Raw genomic sequence first — 20,984 nt, forward strand, 5'->3', positions numbered from 1 at the left:
GGTCATGAAAAAATTGCTTGACAAATTTAACTAGCTTCTTTACCCTAAGGGTGAGGGCTTTTCTGTAGATTAATAAAATTTATCCCTATACTGAAAACCTTTCCAACGAGGTTATGAAAGAACTAGACTTCAGTATCAAGCACTGGAACGATATCATCCATAAGATGAAAGAGCTGTAGTGGTAAGAAACTGGATGATATAAAGCCTTTTTATAATCAGTTTAAAAAGGATAACTTTCTTTCACAAATTAATTTATAATTAAATTAGTATAAAGCATAATCATATTTACTTATCATCATTATTAATCAATAATTAATACCCATAAATTAATTATATCTAATCGCAAAGGGAGGTGGAGATGCGTTTTAAACTAGAAAAAGAAGATATTCCACAAAACGATTGTAATAATAGAACTGGTCGTAGGATACCTGCACAAATAAGATTAAATAACAAAACAACATTTAGCCTGCCTAGTGTATCTTACATTATTCAGGATGACGCTACTGGTCAGCGTTTTGAAATTTGGGATTTCAAGCATGACGTGGCAAGTATACTAAACGACTTATCTCAAGAGCTACAACTAAAGCTAGAAAGCGTAAGAAATGATTACAAATTCGCTTTAGTTACTACCTCTGATCAACCTTATTATTATTACTATGATGGCAACGATACTATGATAGATACTATTGATCGTATACCTCATGGTTACACAAATGGTTTCTATGTTAACGCATATAATCGTGAAAACTGTAGTATTTATTATGAACTGCTAGAAAACAGGAAGGTTTTAATAGATCCAAAAGACATAATTAGTAGCGAAAATGTCAGTCTTATTTTGGAAGATCTTAAAAGTTCACCTGATAAAAGACTCAAAATAAAAATAGGAGACTATTTGTTTAAAGAATCAAGAAATATGTACAAAGGATATAGGAGCGCTCAGGTATATAATTTAACTGGTGGAAAAGTTGGCATATTGAATAATATCCTTTCAGTATTTACTCGTATAAGCAATACATTCCAGTTATTCCCTTTTCATGAAATGGAGAGCTTGAAAGCACAAGATACCTATTTCGCAGTAAAAAAGTTAGGCAATAGTTATGTTGGTTGCATATCGTATGAAAATAGCACATGCAAAAATTTTTATAATTTTAACCCTAATTCTTTTGGGTATGAGCACGACAATAGACCAGGTCCATATCCTTATTATTATAACTTAGAAAATTTTGATAACTTTTTGGAGGTTGATGTGAATATTCAAGAACATATAAATTTAGAAACAGAAATTGAACTTTTAAAACGCAGAATAGACAGATTAGAACGTACTGGTGTACAAGGTCCTAAAGGTGAGCCAGGTGAAAGGGGACAAAAAGGTGATAGAGGCTTCGATGGAGAGCCTGCTCCTCAAGGTATACAAGGTCCTCCAGGACAAAAGGGCGAACTAGGTTATACCGGTGCACCCGGTGAACCGGGGTTCCACGGTAAACAAGGTTCCAGAGGTGATAAGGGTGACCGAGGTTTTCCTGGTCCTCAAGGTAACAAGGGGGATACTGGATCGTCAGGTGCGCATGGATCAAAAGGCGATCAAGGACCTAAAGGAGAAAAAGGAAATCAAGGCACTAATGGAATAACTCCAAGTATTAATCAAGTTGTTACCGAATTTTCTTCTAACAGAGCCCATCTATATCCTTTAGCAGCAGCTATAATGGAAGAAGATAAGCGTAATTCCATGGGATTTTCAGAAAGAATAGCACATTTTTTTGGTGAGCGTGTAAAGCGAGAAGATTCTTTAAAAGCGTTAGTTAAAGGCGTACAAGGTCCTCCAGGCCAAAAGGGCGAACCAGGTCTAAAGGGCAACCAAGGTTTCAAAGGTGGTAAGGGTGACCGAGGTTTTCCTGGTCCTCAAGGTAACAAAGGAGATACTGGAGCGTCAGGTGCGCATGGATCAAAAGGCGATAAAGGAGACGCTGGATTGCCAGGTCCTCAAGGTAAACCGGGAGCAACTGGTGTAGGTCAGATAGGTAAAAAAGGTCGTGACGGCGAAAAAGGTGAGACTGGCGCACAAGGTATACCTGGTTCTAAAGGTGATAAAGGCGTACAAGGTCCTCCAGGCCAAAAGGGCGAACCAGGCCGAAATGGTCAAAAAGGTGAGCTAGGTCCTCAAGGTAACAAAGGAGATACTGGAGCGTCAGGTGCACCTGGACCAAAAGGTGATCAAGGTCCTCCAGGCACACAAGGACAAAAAGGTGATATCGGTCCTAAAGGAGAGCCAGGCATAAAAGGTGAGCCAGGTATAAATGGAACAAAGGGAGATATTGGTCCTAAAGGATTAGATGGAGCCATGGGAATAAAAGGTGATATGGGTGAGAAAGGAAAGATAGGTTCTAAAGGTGACAAAGGAGATACTGGGTCTAAAGGTGATAAAGGTAGAGATGCAAGTCCTGAAGAAGTTGCACAAAAATTAATTAATAATGGCACTATTGCTAATCAGGTGCTTGAATATCGTGACCAAGGCGGAGATTTAGTATTAGAGAAGCAAGTTGCAGGAAGAATTATTAGTAATCAAGATATTCAAACAGGAATAGCCATTGCATTAGCTGATAACAGAATGGAAGAGCTAGCAGATGTGTTACTAAGTGATGCTAATCATACATTAGTAGAAAACCTTGCAAATAATACCGAGCTAACACAAAGCATTGCAGAAGAACTAAGGAAAAATCCAGGAGAAGTCCAAGGTCCAAAGGGAGAAAAAGGAGATATTGGTCCTAAAGGATTAGATGGAGCCATGGGAATAAAAGGTGATATGGGTGAGAAAGGAGAACCAGGTGCAAATGGATTGCAAGGTCCAGAAGGTCCTAAGGGAGAGCCAGGTCTGAGGGGCTTCAATGGTACACAAGGTCTTACAGGTAACAAGGGTGAGCCCGGTATAGACGGATTAAAAGGAGATATTGGTCCTCAAGGCATAAAAGGTGAGCCAGGTATAGATGGAACAAAGGGAGATATTGGTCCTAAAGGATTAGACGGAGCCATGGGAATAAAAGGTGATATGGGTGAGAAAGGAGAGATAGGTTCTAAAGGTGACAAAGGAGAACCAGGTGCGAATGGGTTGCAAGGTCCAGAAGGTCCTAAAGGATCAGATGGGTTGCCAGGTTCAAAAGGAGAGCCAGGTCTGAGGGGCTTCAATGGTACGCAAGGTCTTACAGGTAACAAGGGTGAGCCGGGTATAGAAGGATTAAAAGGAGATATTGGTCCTCAAGGCATAAAAGGTGAGCCAGGTATAGATGGAATAGGTGCTACATTAGCTGATCAGTTTTTACGTGAGATAAGAAAAGCAAAAAATGAAACTCTGGATGCTAAAAAAGCAGCAGAGGCAGCTAAAAATGCTTCAGAAGGTTTTACAAACAAAGTCGAAGAACTGCACAATAAAACAGCTATTTTTACAAAAAATGCTAAAAGTTTTAACACTCAAGCTTTGCGATCGCAAAGAGACACAGAGGCGCTCTATCGTCAAACAAAAGATATATTTTGTAGAACAAGTCCAGCAGATCAAATTTGTGGTGCACGTAGAAGAAGGAGGGAAATTAAAAAATCATCAGTGACAAGCGGAGCAAGCAGACCAACTTCATTTATATCTCAAGTAATAAATTTCTTTTACCCTGCGGTAGGACAGGATGAATATAAAGTAAAAAATGAAATACAGGAAGTGGCAAAAATAATAGATGCAGCAGATGTTGTAACAAAATTTGAAGAAGTATTGGGAGCAACAGCTGTGAAATGTGGCATTTCAAAGAAAAGTCTAAATTTTGATCCAGTGGAACTGCAGTCAACCATTATCAATAAGTCATTACTTAATGATGAAAATCATAATGAGTTGTTGAAGTTCTTGTGTGTAACTGCAAAAAAATCACTCCCTAATTACAAACAAACTAGTAAATGTTTGTTTACTTTTAAAGATCATATGGAAAAAAGATTAAAAGACAATGAGCAGAAAAGAGCTTTCGTTAATACTGAAAAAATAGTGGCAGATAATGAGCAGCCAAGGAGTTTTATGAGTTATGTTGCTCCTCCTAGTAGCCTCAGTGCCATTAATCAGCAAGTTATTGGTTATTTAAGGTAATATCATGGAAAAACATATATTTAAAATAGACGATAAAAATCCGCTTTATAAAAAATTGATTAAACTTCCCACTGCATATTACATAGTAAAGGAAAATGGTAATGTTAATACTGTTTCTTCACATATTGGTACAGTTGAAGTAGGGAATATTAATGATTTAAAGTTAAAGGAGCAGGGTGATGAGATAGTTTTATTTACAAACAACTCACCTCTGAAATTAAATGGCACGGACTTTATTATAGAACAAAAAGCTATCATAGGCGAGAATCAAGAGAATATTATAAAACAGCTTAAATTAGTAGAAGAAGCGTTAATTTCACGTAAGTACATAAAAGACAGTAATAATTTTGTTATTGAACTCATAATGAGTGATGATGATGGAAATAATTTTATTGGAATGCTCAATTTTATCAATTTTAACGATGAAAATGACCCAGTACTACAAAAAATTCAAGAAGAAAAAGGTGGACTTTATTTTACAATAGAAGGTGATTATATCTATATATCAGATGAAGAAGGAAAATGTCTTCCAGTATGTGAAGATGGTAGTTGCTATAAGTATCAATACACAAAAAATGAACATGATATATTAGAAATTAGTGAGATATCAACAATAATAAAAAACTTAACTAAAACTGAGCAATGCAGTGCACCAGCTAAGGCAGGGCAGAATTTTACTTTGCAAAAGGGAAAAGAATTATCGGATAATATCTATCAAGCAGATATCATGTTAAACGGTAAGCTTGTAGCTACTTTACCAAAAATAGGTTACTGCATGCTTGATGACCAATTGGTCATACATAATCACGTTACAGAAGAAGAGATAAAAATTCCTAGAGACTTTCATTATCTTAAAGTAGTCAAGTCCAGTAGTAATGATGATTATCAATTAACGTTTTGTAATTTCTTAGGTAATGAGTTTTTTGAACATAAAAAATACGATTCTCAATACTCAAATATTCCAGATAAATATCAATATATAAGTTTAAACTGTATGAAAAAGGAATATAAGCCAAATTTCTGCAAGTTACTTAACGATAAACCATCTTTTTTTATTGCAAAAGGAACTACTAATCAAGATTCTTCAGGCCACTGCCCAGCTGATGTATTTGAATTAACAAAAAGTGGAAAAGGTAAGAAAATGGCTACATTAATTGATCAATTTGGCGTTTTTAATAAAGAGGGTAAGTTTCAATATTGTGATTACCATACAAAAGCAGATTACGATGTTTATGATTCTTATAAAATTAATAAAGAGTACAAAACAACAGATGAATTTCTCTTCAATGATGACATAGTTCTTTATACTATTCCAGAGCTATCTTAACCACGCACAAAGTATATTATAATTGTTTCAATAATTGTTTTTAAAATTGAATCGAGTAGACTTTCAAGCAGTGTAAAAATGTATTTTTTTAGTTTAGATTCGCTACCATTTTGCCGCTCGTTAGTACCGCAGTGGTTTTGTAATAGAACACAAGCTGCAAAAACTTAAGGAAAAAATGGGTCAGTGCTTGACACTGGCATCTAGTTCTTTCTATCAAAAATGCTGTAAAGTGTTCACCAATTTAGTTGGATCCCAGTACTGGGATGATATTATGAAGACCTAGCAGTTTATGACGGTGTCATTCCAGCGCGTGGCGCTGGAATCTAGTTCTTATTACCTGAGTCTTCTGGGTCCCAGTACTCGTATGACAAGAAAAGGGAGTATTGGTTTCAGCATTAGCCATGCATCTGGATCCCAGTATCAAGTACTGGGATGACAAGAGAAAGAGGACACTGGGATGACATCATGAGGGCCGGGATGACATTATAAAGACCTAGCAGTTTATGACGGTGTCATTCCAGTCTGGAATCCATCTTTTTTGTAATTTTATTGAAAATATCGTATAGCTATTTGTTCACAATTAATTCTTCTGGATCCCAGTACTCGGATGATAAGAAAAGAAACACTGGTTTCAATATTTGCATGCATCTGAACAGATACAGATGGCTAAAATATTGAAGAAAGCATACGCGTCAAGTTAAGAGCAACTAGCCTTCTTTGACTTGTTAAGAAAGGTCTTTTTTCCTCAGATTCTATTGTCACATGCTGAAATGACATCGAAGGATGCTCTTGCTTCTTCATGTAATTATGCAAAAAGTCCTTTGAATTTTTGCAGCTTGAAAAATCTTTATAAAATTTACTTTCTTTAAATGCTTTAATCTTCTCTTCATTATTTAATGAGCCATATTTAGAAAAATATTCATCTGTAATATAAATATATAAACTAATCAACTCAGGAAAAGTGTAATCAGTTTTGTTGGAAGACTTTAAACACGTAATTGGCAATTTATGTATATCTTTATCAGCTTTTTTAGAATCAATACATTTATCATTCTTTCTTAATGTTGTATGCTGCTTAAAAAAGCCTTCATATTCCTCAAATCCTTCAAATACTTCTTTTTTTTGGTAATCTTTCCTTCTACCGCTTTGATCTGTTTTTTCTATTTTTGTTGCAAGTTGCGCTGGCTGTTTTATCGTTTTATCTCCCTCTCGATTAAAGTACATTGTATAAGGAGTAATTGAATTTACGATTTTATATGTCTTCCAGTGGCAGCCAAAAATCTTTAGTACCAATTTGATTATCGGAGCAAGAAAAATTTTTAATTTTGCTATGAATCCAAAATAATAAAGAGAAGCTTGTTTAAGTGAACTTGCAGCATTGCTAACGATGCATCTTAAATGTATATCCTTATACTTAAAATTTTTATGAACCTCTGCAGCTACATGTCCACCAAGGCAGTCTCCAAACAATATGATATCATCTGGCTTTATACCCTTTTCCAATAAGTTAGTTACAACTGCTACACCAGATTTAACCCTATTGCTACTTATCAATGAACTGTTTTTACTTAAACCAAGTCCAGGATAATTAAAAAGATGTACAGTTATCCCTTGCTCTGTAGCCCAATTCCAATTTTGGGAATAATCTTTACTAGGACTTAATGCTCTATTCCCGCCAATAAAATATACCAGATGTTTTTCACCTCGATTATTGTTTTGATTTTTACCAAGAAGCGTAATTGTCTCTATTTTCATCCCGTTTTGAGTTTTTATAAATTCTCTCTCAGTTTGCTCTCTTGTTTCTTTCATATTTTAACTCTCACTATGCTGGTTTAATTACACAACAAAATCTTAAAAAAATCAACAAACCTTAATTTATGAACAATATAAACCTTCTCAAATTCATTGAATTATGCTTTCAAACGGTAGTGCCGGGGTGTGAGTATAATGATTATCAATATATAAAAGTCATAGCAGACAGGCTTGAAGCAGCAAGCGCTGGTGAAGCAAGAAGAATAATATTCAATATGCCGCCGCGTTCAATGAAGTCCATTTGTGTAAGTGTTGCATGGCCCGCATGGATACTTGGAAATCAGCCAACTGCAAGAATAATAGTTGCAAGTTATTCTCGTTTGCTTAGCGAAAAGCACTCACTCGATACAAGGTGCATAATGCAATCTGATTGGTATAGAGAGCTATTTCCGAAAGTAGAATTATGCAAAGATCAAAACACTAAATATAAATTTCAAACAGTGCAAAGAGGATGTAGGATTGCAACCTCAGTTGGGGGAACATTAACCGGTGAAGGTGGAGATTTCATTATCGTGGATGATCCACTAAGTCCCACACAAGCTTTGAGCGAAACATTTAGAAAGCGTGCTGCAAACTGGTTTGATCAGGCTTTAGTAACCAGGCTCAACGACAGAAAAAAAGGAGTTATCGTTCTTGTGATGCACAGACTCCATTTAGAAGATTTAACTGGTCACCTCCTCTGTAAACCAAGAAACATATGGCATCATGTCTGTTTACCAATAATAGCTGAAGATAAGGAGATTATTTATTCAGTTAATAATCATATTCCAGAGCATGAACAGGAAATATACTCAAGAAAAGAAGGTCAATTGTTGTATTCCCTAACTGAAGGAAAAGAAGAAATTGAGATGATAAAAGCTGAACTTGGGAGTTATGGTTTTGCTGCTCAATACCAACAAAACCCTCTACCACTTTCAAGTGCTATAATTAAACGAGAGTGGTTGAAGCGCTATAAAAATTTTCCTGATAGCCTCTTGCATGTAACACAAAGTTGGGATACTGCAATTTCAACAAACAATACAAGTGACTTTAGTGTCTGCACTACCTGGACAAAAGTAGATAATACATTCTATTTACTCGATGTATATCGCGCAAAACTTGAATATCCAAAACTTAAAGAGAAAGTTCTGTCGCTGGCTGCAAGGTGGAAGCCACACGCAATTTTAATCGAAGCAAAAGCAAGCGGTCAGCAATTGGTTCAGGAGCTCAGGAAAAACAGTGATTTACCTATTATTCAAATAGTACCACATGATGACAAATTAACTCGATTTCACCGAATTGTCCCAATTATAGAATCTGAGCGGGTTTTTCTCCCTAACCAAGCAGTATGGCTTAGCGACTTTGAGTATGAGATTTTAATGTTTCCAGAAATCCGTCACGACGATCAAGTAGACAGTACCGTGCAATATCTTCAGTGGGTGAGAAATAATATTGCTAGAGTGGTAGCTATACGTTCATTGTAGCTTGAAAAGGTTCCTCGGAATTGTGTATAATTTTTTTAACTGAGCTTATTTAACTTATCCATTTTCTGAATGATATTTTAGGGTTTATTGAAATAAATACTACGCAAAAATTCTATCTCTGGGTGCTTAGATGAATATCTTTATATTAGACGAAAATCCTGTAACTGCAGCACAAATGTTATGCGATAAGCACATAGTAAAAATGCCGCTAGAAACTGCTCAATTGCTTAGCAGTGTTTTTTCAATAGCATTAAAAGAGCCAAATCCTTTAGTCAGCATTACAAACCAGAATATAGAAGTTCCATATAAACTTACTCACAAAAACCATCCTTGTTCTTTATGGGCTAGACAATCAAAAGGAAACTTTGATTGGTTAATAAAACATGGAAAAGAATTGTGTATAGAATATAGCTTGCGATACAAAAGAACGCATAAATCCGAAGAAGTTATAGATTGGTGCGATAATAACAAGGATTTGCTAATATTTCGATCAGCTGATATACAAGCTTTTACACAAGCGTTACCTGATCGATATAAATGTAGTAACCCAATAGAAGCATATAGAGAATATTACCTAAAAGAAAAGATGAGATTTGCTAAGTGGGAAAAAGGTAGAGAAGCACCAGATTGGTTGCTAGACAAAATGCTATAGGTTATAAAATTATCCAAACCGATCATAAAAAAGGTAGAATTGAAGTTGCAAAAGCAATGCTGGCTGATAATGTTGATGTTTATCAAGTTTATTGATCTTTCTATTTGTGAGATTAAAGAATTCAGTAAACTGTTATTCCCAGTATATGGTAGGCTACTTGCACTATAGAGTGTCATGTACACATCTGTACTAACAAGCAGAGGTAAATCTAAGTCAGTTTAGATATAACATTTACTTTAAAAAACTTTATTTTACGCTGATATTCTAGCGCTTTTCTGTGGTATTTTGTTGGGGTATAATTTGCAAAACTATCTTCCTTATAGGTTAAAAAATTACACTGCTTTATATGTAACTCTATCCACTCTGCATAATCCTGATGATCAGTTGCAATAAATATTTCACCTGTGACAAGTATTTTTTTTGCTAATAAATTTAAAAATTCCGTATTAATTAACCGTCTTTTGTTGTGACTTCTTTTTGGCCATGGATCTGGAAAGAGAATAAAGAATTTTTCAACACTGTGGTCAGGAAAATTGACAATTAATTCTCTTGCATCTTCTGTCCATATTAAAATATTTTTTATGCTGTGTGCTTCTATGCTTTTTAGCAAGGAAGAGACCCCCTTTAAATAAGGCTCACATCCTATAAATAATAGATCAGATTCATTGAATGCCTGATGGAGCATATTTTCACCATTACCGAAACCTATTTCTACCCGTATTCTTTTTTGTAAGTCTACGATCTTTTTTATAGATTCCTTGCTGTTTTTAATAGAATACTTCTCCAGAACATTCAACTTCAACCTAGATCTTCTGGAAAATGACCTAATCCAATTATTATTCCTAGATAACATATCTTACATAACTTAATCTTTTATAGCTTAAACAATTCTCGAAATGAATTAATGAGAATTTACTTGTCACTAATTATTAATATTATATAATATATGAGTTCTAATGAAGTTAAAATTAAAAGGTATGGAAAGTACAGTTGCTATCAAGAGGCTATCATCAAATAGGTTCATAGAAGAGATATTTCAAGATCAATTTGATAATCAAGACAATGACTTTTGTGAAGATTCTTTTGCTAACAAAATCAAAGAAGGAGATGTGGTAGAAGGTATAATCACAAGAAGAAATTCTAATGATATTGTGGTTGATGTTGGTTTAAAGTCAGACGGAAGAATTCTGATTAAGGAGCTCAGTTGTAATGATGATATCACTGTTGGCTCGAAAATTAGAGTTTATGTTGAGAGAATTGAAGATTACCATGGTAATGTTGTTCTTAGTCGTGAGAAAGCAATCAGAGACAAAAAATGGAATAAATTGGAAGAAAGCGCAGTTACAAAAGATGAAGTAACAGGAATCATTAAACGCTCAATTAAATGCGGTTTTATTGTTGATCTTGGTGATGGAATAAGTGCGTTTTTACCGCTGAGTCATGTGGATTTGAAGCAAATAAAAGATGCTAATCACCTTATTGAAACTGAACAAAAATTCATCGTGCTTAAAATGGATAAGAAGCAGGGGAATATTGTAGTATCAAGAAAGCTGGTATTAGAGAAATTGCATGCTGGTGAAAAAATTAAGTTTTTAGAATCTTTAAATGAAGGTGATGTAGTAGAAGGCAAAATAAAAAGCATCACTCACTACGGTGCATTTGTTGGCATTCATGAATCAGATACAGTGGGAGTTATAGATGGGCTGCTACATATTACAGATATCTCTTGGAGTAATGTAAGTCATCCATCTGCAATTTTTTCTTATGGTCAGCATATAAAAACTAAAATTATAAAAATAGATAGAGAAAATGGAAAAATCTCCCTGGGTGTAAAACAATTAGGAGACAATCCTTGGCAAGATCTAGAGTCAAAATGTCCAATTAACAGCATACACAAAGGATGTGTAACGGGTATAAAAGATTGTGGATTCATTGTTGAGATTAAACCTGGGATTGCGGGTTTGGTACACTCATCAGAAATAACTTGGAGCAAGAGTAATTTACCAATCAGTAGTTTTGTAACAATAGGACAAGAAGTGGATGTAAAAATTCTCGGTATTGACATTATTAAAAATAAGATGAGTTTAAGCACAAAAAGGTGCGTAGAGAATCCTTGGCAAGTATTTATTGATAAATATCCTCTTGGTTCTATTGTTTCTGGTAAAGTTAAAAGCAACAATGGTTCACAAATATCTGTGACTTTTGATAATTCTGAGATATCTGAGGACGTAGAAGGAACAATTTATATGCAAAATCTAAGTTGGTCGAAAAACAATTCAGATGAGATAAAAAAGTATAATGTAGGTGATGAAATAGAAGCAAAAGTGATAAGGGCTAACGTAGATCGGACAAGAATTTATCTTGGAGTAAAGCAAATAGAGTATGATCCTCTTGAAGAACTGATAGAGAAAGTTAAAGTAGGGGATAAAATTCAGGTTACTGTAAGTAAGAGAGAGGAAAATGGTCTAATCGTTGAGGTTGAGAACAATGTAACCCTTTTAGTAGATCAAGAGCATTTACCAGAAAATAAAAAGTTTTCTATATCAGAAAAAATACAAGTTGAAGTAGTAGGTGTTGAAAAATATAATATAATATTATCTGCCAAATAACTTCTTGTGCTTCATATAAATGGCAACGAAATCTGATATAATAGCAAAAGTGGCAAAAAAACACCTTTTGTTAGATAAGGTCATTATAGCAGACATAGTTGATAGTTTCTTTCGAGTGTTTTCAAACACGTTGAAATATCATAATAGAGTTGAAATCAGGGGGTTTGGTTCTTTTTCAATTAGAAGCTATAACTTGAAAGAAGCAAGTAATTTGACGTCACAGAAGGTTGCAAAACATCAATACTTTAAAACTTATTTTCGTAGCAGTAAAAAGTTATCCCTCTTGATAAATGAATAAAAATCTATATTGTAATTTTGAAAGTTGTACAATATAGCATCATATGCAAGTAGTAGAAATAGTTATACATAATAACACATATAAAATATCTTGCGAAAGTAAAAAGAAGGACCATTTATTACAACTTGCTAATAGCTTCAACAAGCTAGTTAGCTCCATATCTCAAAGAACTGGAGGTAAGGGCTCAGATGCATTAAATTTCTTACTTGCAGCATTGACTCTCGAAGACAAAATTTTAGAATTAACAAAGCGATTAGACGAAATAAATCAAGAATGCAAAAAGTATAGGGAGGAAAAAAGAGTAGAATATGCTGAAGTATTAGATAGGGTAAACAAGATTATTGGGTGCATAAGTGATTAAAGCAAGCAATCAAATCGACTACCTCACTACTCAAATCAGGGGGGAGAAGTTTCTTACGAGTGATGTAACAATATAATTCGCAATCATCAAGATCAACTATTTTTTCGTATTCAATTAGTTCACTTAAGGAAAATTTATCAAGATATTTCAATGCAAAATGCCCTAAAAGTATATCAGTTTCTTTACAACCCCTATGCCAACTCCTATACATCAGTTTTCTTCTTAATAAGGAGATATCTATCATTGTCATTAAACTTTTTTTTAATTTAAAGACTAAACTAAATACTTGTCAAGCAAGGCGCATTTTAATATACTCAACGTTTGATTAAGATTTAAAACATAGGTGGAATTAATTTCTCATCAACTTAGCGCTGGAATATATTATTTTTTATCGTTTTCTTTAATAATTTCTATCATAGTATTCGTGCATGAATATGGGCATTATATTGTCGCTAAAGCATGCAAGGTTAAAGTTGAATCTTTTTCTATAGGCTTTGGTCCTGAAATTTTTGGTTTTAACGACAAGTCTGGAACTAGATGGAAATTAAGTGCCTTTCCATTGGGTGGCTACGTTAAAATGTTAGGGGATACTAATGCAGCAAGCGTTCCTGTTGATCAACAAAAATTAACTGAAGAAGAAAAATTATACTCATTCCATACAAAACCTCGATATCAAAAAGCAGCAATAGTTTTTGCAGGGCCTTTTGCAAACATGATATTTACCGTTATAGCTTTCACAATATTTTTCAGCGTGGCAGGTTATTATCGTACTCCACCAGTAATTGGTAATGTAATTGAAGAAAGTGCAGCAAAGCAAGCTGGCCTATTACCAGGTGACACTATTACACAGATCAATGAGTACAAAATAAAATACTTTGAAGATATTTCACGCGTGATAATGTCCAATCCTGAAACAAGAATAGAAATTAAGTATAGCAGAAATAACGAAGAGTACAGAACTATTCTAACTCCGTTTACAGTTCAGGATAGAGATGTCTTTGGTAACATAATAGAAAGAAAAACTATAGGAATTACCTCAATTAATATGATAGGGTTAAAACAGTCATCTTTTCTTGGAGCTGCTAGCCTATCAGTGAATGAAACCTACCACACTATGTGTTTAACAATCAAAGCACTCTTTCAAATTGTTGTTGGTAAAAGGAGTATAAATGAAATAGGTGGGCCAATAAAAATTGCAAAATATTCAGGGCAATCAGCTAAAAAGGGACTTATGATGGTTCTATATTTTATGGCAATTATTGCAGCTAATTTAGCTGCAATTAACTTGCTGCCAATACCACTACTAGATGGTGGGCATTTATTTCATTATATTATAGAAGCAGTTATACGTAGAGATTTGAGTTTGAAATATCAAAAATATGCAGTCACTTTTGGTGCTACCATACTGTTTTTGTTGATGGCAGTTGCAATCACAAATGATATTAGGCATCTTTTTTAAGATACATATGAAAAAGTTATTTCACATACTAATAATAATACTTATTTCTTTTCCCACTCTACTTGTTGCTCTAGAAAATAAAGAAAAAGTACAGATAAAAAATATTAAGTATATTGGCAATGAGCGAGTAAGTGATCAAACAATAAGGTTTTATACAAAATTAGAACCAGGTAGTCATATAAATGATGATGATGTAGATTCAGTTATAAAAGATTTATACAAAACAAAGTTATTTGCTAGTATTAACGCCTATATCGATGATGAAAAAAACTTAGTAGTAAAAATTCATGAGAATCCATTGATTAACAAAGTAATATTGAAAGGCAATAAGTTATTTAACAGTAAAGAGTTGCTAAATAACGTTATCCAGTCAAAATCACTAACTATTTTCACTGAAACAAAATTACAAAACGATTTAATAAATCTAGCTACTCTTTATAGGAACAGTGGTAAAATTGGTGTTAAAATTGCATATGAGCTAGATAAGCTTGGTAGCAATAGGATAAACCTAATTTTTAAGATAAAAGAAGGAAGAACGTCTAAAATTAAGGGTTTACGATTCATAGGTAATAAAAACTTTTCAGCAAATGAGCTAGAGCAAGTTATCAAAAGGCATAGCAATGATATATTTAGTAAGTTATTTAGAGCCATTTTTAAAAGCGGAACTCATTATTCACCTCAATATCTACTGATTAACACAGAACTGCTTGATCGCTTCTATTCATCTAAGGGATATATTCAAAATAATATCCAACCAATTGTTGAGGTTGATAATAACAACCAAATAGAGTTAACTTTTTTGATTGATGAAAAGCAGCAATACTTATTTGGAAATAATGAAGTTGATATTGAAACTGAGATTAAGGATTTAAGTTTAAGGGAAGAAATATTAGAATTTATCAAAGAGGAAAATAATCAAATATTTAATAGAGTTAAAATTAACAATACAGCAGAAAAAATAAGTAAACATTTAAACGAAAAAGGATATATATTTGCAAAAGTTAATCCAGAATATACACAACATAACAATATTGTGGATGTAACTTACAAAGTGCTACCAGGTAAAAAGATTTATATAAACCAAATTACTATTGATGGCAATGACCGCACTTTAGATAAAGTAATTAGAAGAAAACTTAGCATGGCAGAAGGCGACGCATATAACACATCTGAGATTCAAAAATCACGTAGAAAACTTATATATAGCGATTTTTTTGAAACAGTAAAAATAAATAGTTATATAGTGGATGAAAATGCAGTAAATCTTGATTTAAATGTCAAAGAAAAAAGAACTGCCTCGTTATCTTTAACAGGTGGCATGTCTCTTCCTGGTGGAGTATTTGTTAAAACCGATTTCACAGATCGTAATTTATTTGGTAGTGGTAAAGAGGTATCTTTTGCTCTTGAAAAAAGTCAATATGTTCTTTCTACTAGTATAGACGCTGTTGAAAATAATTTTAACGATTCTGATACGTCATTAGGCGTAGGTATATTTTATGAAAAACAAGATAAGCCAAACACCACTTTTGATACTTGTGACTGGGGAGGAACAGTAAAATTATCTTATAAAATTTTAGAAAATCTAACCAACTCTATTCGCTATTCTTATAAATATAACCATATACATATGGACAATAAGAGTGGAAAAGATGAGGATATCTCTGAGATAATAAGAGATCAAGAAGGTGAGTATCAGGTTTCATCAGTGGGATATACGTTATCATACAATAAACTGGATAACCTCTATACTCCTAAAGAGGGATATTTATTGCGCTTAAATCAGGATATTTCAGGATTGGGAGGAAATGTAAATTTCCTAAAATCTGAGTTTTTGTCTTTTTATACACGCCCTATACTAAGCAAAATTGATGATGATATAACATTGCGCTTTAAAATAGCAGCAGGTCATATTTTCTCTTATACCGATAAAGAGCTAAATATTGGCCAGCACTTTTTTAAAGGTGGTAATGAAATTAGAGGATTTGACCTTTCCGGCATTGGACCAAGAGCAGAAGACAAAAATAAAAGCTCATTGGGAGGCAAAACTTATTTTAATTTAACACAGCAAGTAGATTTTCCACTATCTAAATTATACGACTATGCTGGTATCAAAGGCTCACTATTTGTTGACTACGCAACACTTTTTGGTTTAGATGAAAAGGAGATATATAGTGGAAAATATTACGATAGTAAGCTTATAAGAGTATCACCAGGTTTTGGCTTTTCAATGCCCTCTCCTTTTGGTAGACTTAGATTAGATTTTGGGTTTCCTTTAGTAAAGGAAACTTATGATATAATACCATCACCAAACGTTAAAATTTCTATTGAAGCGGGGATTTGAATGAAATATATACAGTTATTTACATCAGTCATTGCCTTAATTGTTTCCTTATTTGTAGGGTATAAGTTTGTAGGGTATCAACCTCAGAGCGCGATTAATACAAAGGCTGCCATTATTGATAGTGACAAAGTTATCAACGAATCTCTGGCTCTGCAAAATATACAACAACAAATAAAGGAGCAGAATTCTAGATTACAGCAAGAATTTGAAAATGAGTTAGAAAAATTTAAGCCATCGAAAGAAGAATTTGACCTTTTGTCAGAAGAAGCAAAAAAAGAAAAGACGGAACAATTTAGTAAGTACACTGTAAGCGTTAGGGATAATTACGCTAAGAAAATGTCAAATTTAGAAGAAAACTATAGAGAAGCAGTAGAAAGTGTCTTTAACAAAATAAAAGAAGTGGCTAAAAGAACGGCAGAAAAAAACAATGTAGATTTAGTACTATTTATTTCAAAAAAGAACCAAGTTCTATACTCTATGGATGAGGTTGATTTATCAGATGTGGTATTAAAAAATGTAAATAAGGAAATACCTGAATTTGCTTTGCAAAGCATTGAGTAGGCTTATGCAATTTAATATCAGTGATATTATAAAAATACTACCACATTCTTATCCGTTTCTCTTAGTAGATAGAGTAATAGAATGTGACCATGGTAAAAGCATAAAAGCAATCAAAAATGTGACTTTCAATGAGCCATTTTTTATTGGCCATTTTCCTGGCCATCCGATAATGCCAGGAGTTTTGATAGTTGAGTCTTTAGCTCAGGCATCTGCTATATGTGTCCTCGGTAAAGAAACAATAGAAAATAAAGTTGTTTACTTTATGTCTATTGAAAACGCAAAATTCAGAAGACCAGTTATTCCAGGGGACACGTTGGTTCTTCAATCCAATATAAAAAATGCGTGTTTGGGTGCACGCAAATTTGAGTGTGTTGCATATGTTGGGGAAGAAAAAGCTGCAGAAGCAACAATCTTAGCAAGACTGCAAGACAAATAAAATCTTCATCTCTAAGAAACAGTATGTACACTGTATAGTATAACAATGCAACTGAATTTCAAAATCTCATTTTCAAACTTATACACTTGTAGTGGATTAATAAAATTAGATGAGACGTTTTTAGATTATATAAAATCGTGCGATGAAAGCTTGTTTTGTTCATTAATTGAAGCAAGAGAAAAAGCAGCTTCTTCTTTGATGTCATCCCAGTGCTTGACACTGGGATCCATAGAACAACCAATGTTGGCCTCTCAAATGACAGATAGTCAGTTAATAATAGACCTCTCATATTTACTTGATGAATTTATTGCAAAACTTTTTAATATTGGAAAAGAAGCAGAGGAGCTAAAGAAAAAGCACAACGACTTTGCTGCAATATATAAGTGTAAAAGGTTATTTGTTCAACGCTATGCATTAAAGAAGTACACTGATATAGCAGATATAGATATTGATTATGTTACCAGCAAATTAAATCGCTTTCTTGCCCTACCAACAACAGAAAAAAATTTTGCTGAGCAGGTGATGCGTTGGTTGGAAAATAAAGAGGATCACAAAGAAGAAATAGAACTTGCAGCGCAATATGCAGCGTGGAGAGTGAAAAATAAACAGAGTATACTTTTTAGTATTCACAGAAAAATTGATCACGAAAATCTCGTATCGTTCTTCAAAAAAGAAGTAGACGAAGTTGAGGTATTGTATTCAAGCAAAACAAAAAGACGACATGGTTTTGATCTGACAAGTGAAAAGGTGAGTTTGAATAAAGCATTGGATAATGCTCATTACTGCATATTTTGTCATAAGCAAAATAAGGACAGTTGTTCAAAGGGGCTAAGTAATAACGACAATACCTTTAAACAGTCCCCACTCAAAGTTGAATTGCACGGCTGTCCACTAGAACAAAAAATATCAGAAATGAATCTGGTGAAAAGCGAAGGGTACAGCATAGCAAGCCTTGCAATTGTGGTAATAGATAACCCCTTATGTGCAGCTACTGGGAACAGAATATGCAATGATTGCATGAACTCATGCATATATCAGAAACAAGAGCCTGTAAATGTGCCAATGATTGAAACAAGGATTCTAGATGATGTGCTCATTTTACCGTATGGATTTGAAATATATTCTCTGCTTAGCCGTTGGAATCCTTTAAATTTTCAGCGTCCATTGCCAAAAGGAAACACAGGAAAAAACGTCCTAGTTGTAGGGCTTGGTCCTGCGGGTTTTAATTTAGCTCATCATTTATTAAACGATGGGCATAACGTTATCGCCATTGATGGACTAAAGATTGAACCTTTGATCGATAATTTTCAGCTAATTAAAGATTTCGAGCATGAAAAACTAAGTGAACGCACAGCTGGTGGATTTGGTGGAGTAGCAGAGTATGGCATAACCTCTAGATGGAACAAAAATTATCTAAAAATCATTAGACTTTTGCTGGAAAGACGTGAGAATTTCGCACTTTATGGAGGTATTCGTTTTGGTGGCACGATTAATGTTGATGACGCGTTCAACTCGGGTTTTGATCACATCGCCCTAGCACTTGGCTCTGGCAAGCCACGAATGATCAAAATAAAGAATATACTAGCTCGTGGAGTGCGTATGGCATCTGACTTTCTTATGTCGTTACAACTGACTGGCGCTCTTAAATTTGATTCTATAGCAAGTCTGCAAGTTCGTATGCCGATAGTTGTAATAGGGGCTGGGCTTACTGCGATTGACACTGCCACTGAAGCTTTAGCGTATTATCCAATTCAAGTAGACAAATTTCTACTTCGTTATGAGATATTAGTTGATAAGTATGGAAAGGACTGTGTTGAAAAAGATTGGACAGAAGAAGAGCACGAAATTGCGAATGAGCTCATATCGCACGCAAAGTTGATCCAAGCAGAGCAAGAATTAGCAAAAAAAGAAAGTAGAGAAATAAAAATATTAGAGTTAATGCAGAGTCTTGGGGGAGTGAAAGTTGTATATAGAAAAGAGCTGAAAGACTCGCCAAGTTATCGATTAAATAGCGAAGAGGTGCAAAACGCATTATCAGAAGGGATTTACTTTATTGAAAACTTAGAGCCAGTTGAAGTTGTGACAGATAAATATAACCATGCTGAGTCAATAAAACTGATAGACACAAAATCCGGCGAAATCAAATGTATAAAAGCACGTTCTATTTTTATAGCAGCAGGTACTGAGCCAAATACAGTTATTGCAACAGAAGATAAAAAGCATTTTAAATTAAGTAATGGGTATTTTACTCATTTGAATTCATCAGGAAAAGAAATAGACCCAATATTTTCTCCTAAAATGCAAAATAAAGATAGAATATTAGTGTATAAGCAAGGCAATAAAACAATCAGCTTTTTTGGTGATCTTCACCCTTCGTATAGCGGCAGCGTCGTGAAAGCTATGGCAAGTGCTAAGAACGGCTACCCTATTATTTCTCAGCTTTTGAGTGGAGTGATCCAAACAGCTAATCAGCCAGCGTCACGCGCTGGAGTGACGCTGTTCCGTCAAGCTAACAAAGAATTCTTTAATAGAATCAAAGAGCAATTCACTGCAAAGGTTATAAAAGTTCAATATTTAACAGACAAAGTTGTGGAAATAGTGATCAAAGCACCACTTGCGGCAAAGAATTTTAAACCTGGACAATTCTTTAGGTTGCAAAATTTTGAAACCAATAGCAGAAAAACTCACCTCACTATGGAAGGTATAGCAGTAACCGGCACTGAAGTAGACAAAAAAAAAGGATTTATTTCTACTATTGTGCTTGAAACTGGCGGTTCCACTAATTTATGTAAATGTTTTAAAAAAGGTGAACAAATAATTCTTATGGGTCCAACTGGCAGTCCTACTGAGATTGGTTAAACCTATTTTGTACTAATTATACCATAATGTATATTATTTATTAATAAATCTATACTATAATAATGATTTTTATTAAGGTAGTATTATGACACATAAGTTAAGATTCACACTTCCAAAAGAAAGCTACTCTATAGATATAGGACCATGTTCTGCAAAAAGTAGAAAGTGTAAGGAGTTTATAGCAAAAAACGAAGACGTAGGTATGAAATTTCTTATTTCTACTAAAGATGATACTGGCAAAACAGGAAAAATGTCCCTTTGTAAAGATAATAACGGTCAAGATGAGTGTACAAAATCCTACACAGTTCAATCTCCAGTAATTTATAATGATCTTTTTAATGATAGCTTTAAATACGTAAGTGTTCTTTTGGATCATGATAAAGGACATTTCACTAGGATGCGCAATGAATTCGATAAATATGATATTGATTACACAGTTATGGATGACGGTAAAACACAGAATATGCTGTCAGAGGATTTTATGATCTAATTTTCATTATACAGCTACTAAAGAGCTTTCTTGATTCCAGTGTCCGCTACTCGAATGCCGTCATTACAGTACTTGATACAGGGATCTATAGCTAAAACAATTTAAGATTCCGCTACGTGTTAGTGGAATCTATGCTGAGACACCGCGGCGGTATCTAAAAAAAGCGTTAAAGACTAGATTAGCAAAGAATTCTTTAATAGAA

Annotated in this window: 16 protein-coding genes; 13 read left to right on the plus strand and 3 right to left on the minus strand. The window is 34.1% G+C overall.

Translation table 11 applies throughout. The features are described from left to right. The first annotated feature begins 358 nt into the window (after nt 1-358). Together OOK82_RS04235 and OOK82_RS04240 are read left to right on the plus strand one after the other, a co-directional pair. Nucleotides 359-4,114: a collagen-like protein gene (locus OOK82_RS04235; RefSeq protein ID WP_264704490.1), complete on the plus strand. Its 3,756-nt coding sequence runs from the start codon at nt 359-361 to the stop codon at nt 4,112-4,114. 4 nt (nt 4,115-4,118) lie between these two features. Continuing rightward, the gene (locus OOK82_RS04240; RefSeq protein WP_264704491.1) at nt 4,119-5,441 is read left to right on the plus strand and encodes a hypothetical protein; all 1,323 of its coding nucleotides are present in this window, start codon (nt 4,119-4,121) and stop codon (nt 5,439-5,441) included. Between the two features lie 666 nt (nt 5,442-6,107). Here OOK82_RS04240 and OOK82_RS04245 read toward each other — a convergent pair. Further along, the gene (locus tag OOK82_RS04245) at nt 6,108-7,250 is read right to left on the minus strand and encodes an alpha/beta hydrolase family protein (protein ID WP_264686912.1); all 1,143 of its coding nucleotides are present in this window, start codon (nt 7,248-7,250) and stop codon (nt 6,108-6,110) included. Nucleotides 7,251-7,318: 68 nt separating this feature from the next. On the opposite strand from OOK82_RS04245, the gene terL reads away from it, so the two are divergent. Continuing rightward, nucleotides 7,319-8,716, plus strand: a complete 1,398-nt coding sequence (gene terL / locus OOK82_RS04250; RefSeq protein ID WP_264686911.1) for a phage terminase large subunit — start codon at nt 7,319-7,321, stop codon at nt 8,714-8,716. Between the two features lie 130 nt (nt 8,717-8,846). Beyond that, nucleotides 8,847-9,368, plus strand: coding sequence for a pyrimidine dimer DNA glycosylase/endonuclease V (locus OOK82_RS04255; RefSeq protein ID WP_006013204.1), 522 nt, complete (start codon nt 8,847-8,849; stop codon nt 9,366-9,368). Nucleotides 9,369-9,576: 208 nt separating this feature from the next. Here the strand turns inward: OOK82_RS04255 and trmB are convergent, their stop codons facing one another. Further along, a complete protein-coding gene (gene trmB, locus OOK82_RS04260) occupies nt 9,577-10,221 on the minus strand; it encodes a tRNA (guanosine(46)-N7)-methyltransferase TrmB (protein WP_063631013.1) in 645 nt (214 codons plus the stop codon). A gap of 103 nt (nt 10,222-10,324) precedes the next feature. Between trmB and OOK82_RS04265 the strand changes: the two genes are divergently transcribed. Genes OOK82_RS04265 through OOK82_RS04275 form a run of 3 tightly spaced genes read left to right on the plus strand, consistent with a single transcriptional unit; the run spans nt 10,325 to nt 12,636 of the window. Beyond that, complete coding sequence (locus OOK82_RS04265) at nt 10,325-11,977, plus strand: 30S ribosomal protein S1 (RefSeq protein ID WP_264704493.1); 1,653 nt, start codon at nt 10,325-10,327, stop codon at nt 11,975-11,977. Between the two features lie 19 nt (nt 11,978-11,996). Beyond that, nucleotides 11,997-12,275, plus strand: coding sequence for an HU family DNA-binding protein (locus OOK82_RS04270; RefSeq protein ID WP_010404234.1), 279 nt, complete (start codon nt 11,997-11,999; stop codon nt 12,273-12,275). A 43-nt stretch (nt 12,276-12,318) separates the two neighbouring features. Then, entirely contained in the window at nt 12,319-12,636 is a 318-nt protein-coding gene (locus OOK82_RS04275) for a cell division protein ZapA (RefSeq protein WP_010404232.1), read from the plus strand. Here OOK82_RS04275 and OOK82_RS04280 read toward each other — a convergent pair. Continuing rightward, the gene (locus tag OOK82_RS04280; protein ID WP_010404229.1) at nt 12,614-12,880 is read right to left on the minus strand and encodes a succinate dehydrogenase assembly factor 2; all 267 of its coding nucleotides are present in this window, start codon (nt 12,878-12,880) and stop codon (nt 12,614-12,616) included. The two genes, OOK82_RS04275 and OOK82_RS04280, sit on opposite strands and share 23 nt — an antisense overlap. Nucleotides 12,881-12,979: 99 nt before the next feature. Here OOK82_RS04280 and rseP point away from each other — a divergent pair, with 99 nt between their 5' ends. From rseP to OOK82_RS04310, 6 genes are all read left to right on the plus strand, one after another. Continuing rightward, nucleotides 12,980-14,095 (plus strand): RIP metalloprotease RseP, encoded by a 1,116-nt coding sequence (rseP, locus tag OOK82_RS04285; protein ID WP_264704494.1) that lies wholly within the window; start codon nt 12,980-12,982, stop codon nt 14,093-14,095. A gap of 7 nt (nt 14,096-14,102) precedes the next feature. Next, complete coding sequence (gene bamA, locus OOK82_RS04290) at nt 14,103-16,436, plus strand: outer membrane protein assembly factor BamA (protein ID WP_264686909.1); 2,334 nt, start codon at nt 14,103-14,105, stop codon at nt 16,434-16,436. Then, complete coding sequence (locus tag OOK82_RS04295; protein ID WP_010404220.1) at nt 16,437-16,997, plus strand: OmpH family outer membrane protein; 561 nt, start codon at nt 16,437-16,439, stop codon at nt 16,995-16,997. Nucleotides 16,998-17,001: 4 nt separating this feature from the next. Beyond that, a complete protein-coding gene (gene fabZ, locus OOK82_RS04300; RefSeq protein ID WP_264375982.1) occupies nt 17,002-17,433 on the plus strand; it encodes a 3-hydroxyacyl-ACP dehydratase FabZ in 432 nt (143 codons plus the stop codon). A 45-nt stretch (nt 17,434-17,478) separates the two neighbouring features. After that, complete coding sequence (locus tag OOK82_RS04305) at nt 17,479-20,292, plus strand: FAD-dependent oxidoreductase (RefSeq protein ID WP_264686908.1); 2,814 nt, start codon at nt 17,479-17,481, stop codon at nt 20,290-20,292. An 85-nt stretch (nt 20,293-20,377) separates the two neighbouring features. Further along, complete coding sequence (locus OOK82_RS04310) at nt 20,378-20,782, plus strand: hypothetical protein (RefSeq protein WP_264377622.1); 405 nt, start codon at nt 20,378-20,380, stop codon at nt 20,780-20,782. Nucleotides 20,783-20,984 lie beyond the last annotated feature (202 nt).

The sequence above is a fragment of the Wolbachia endosymbiont (group B) of Apotomis betuletana genome, assembly GCF_947250475.1.
Taxonomy (GTDB): domain Bacteria; phylum Pseudomonadota; class Alphaproteobacteria; order Rickettsiales; family Anaplasmataceae; genus Wolbachia.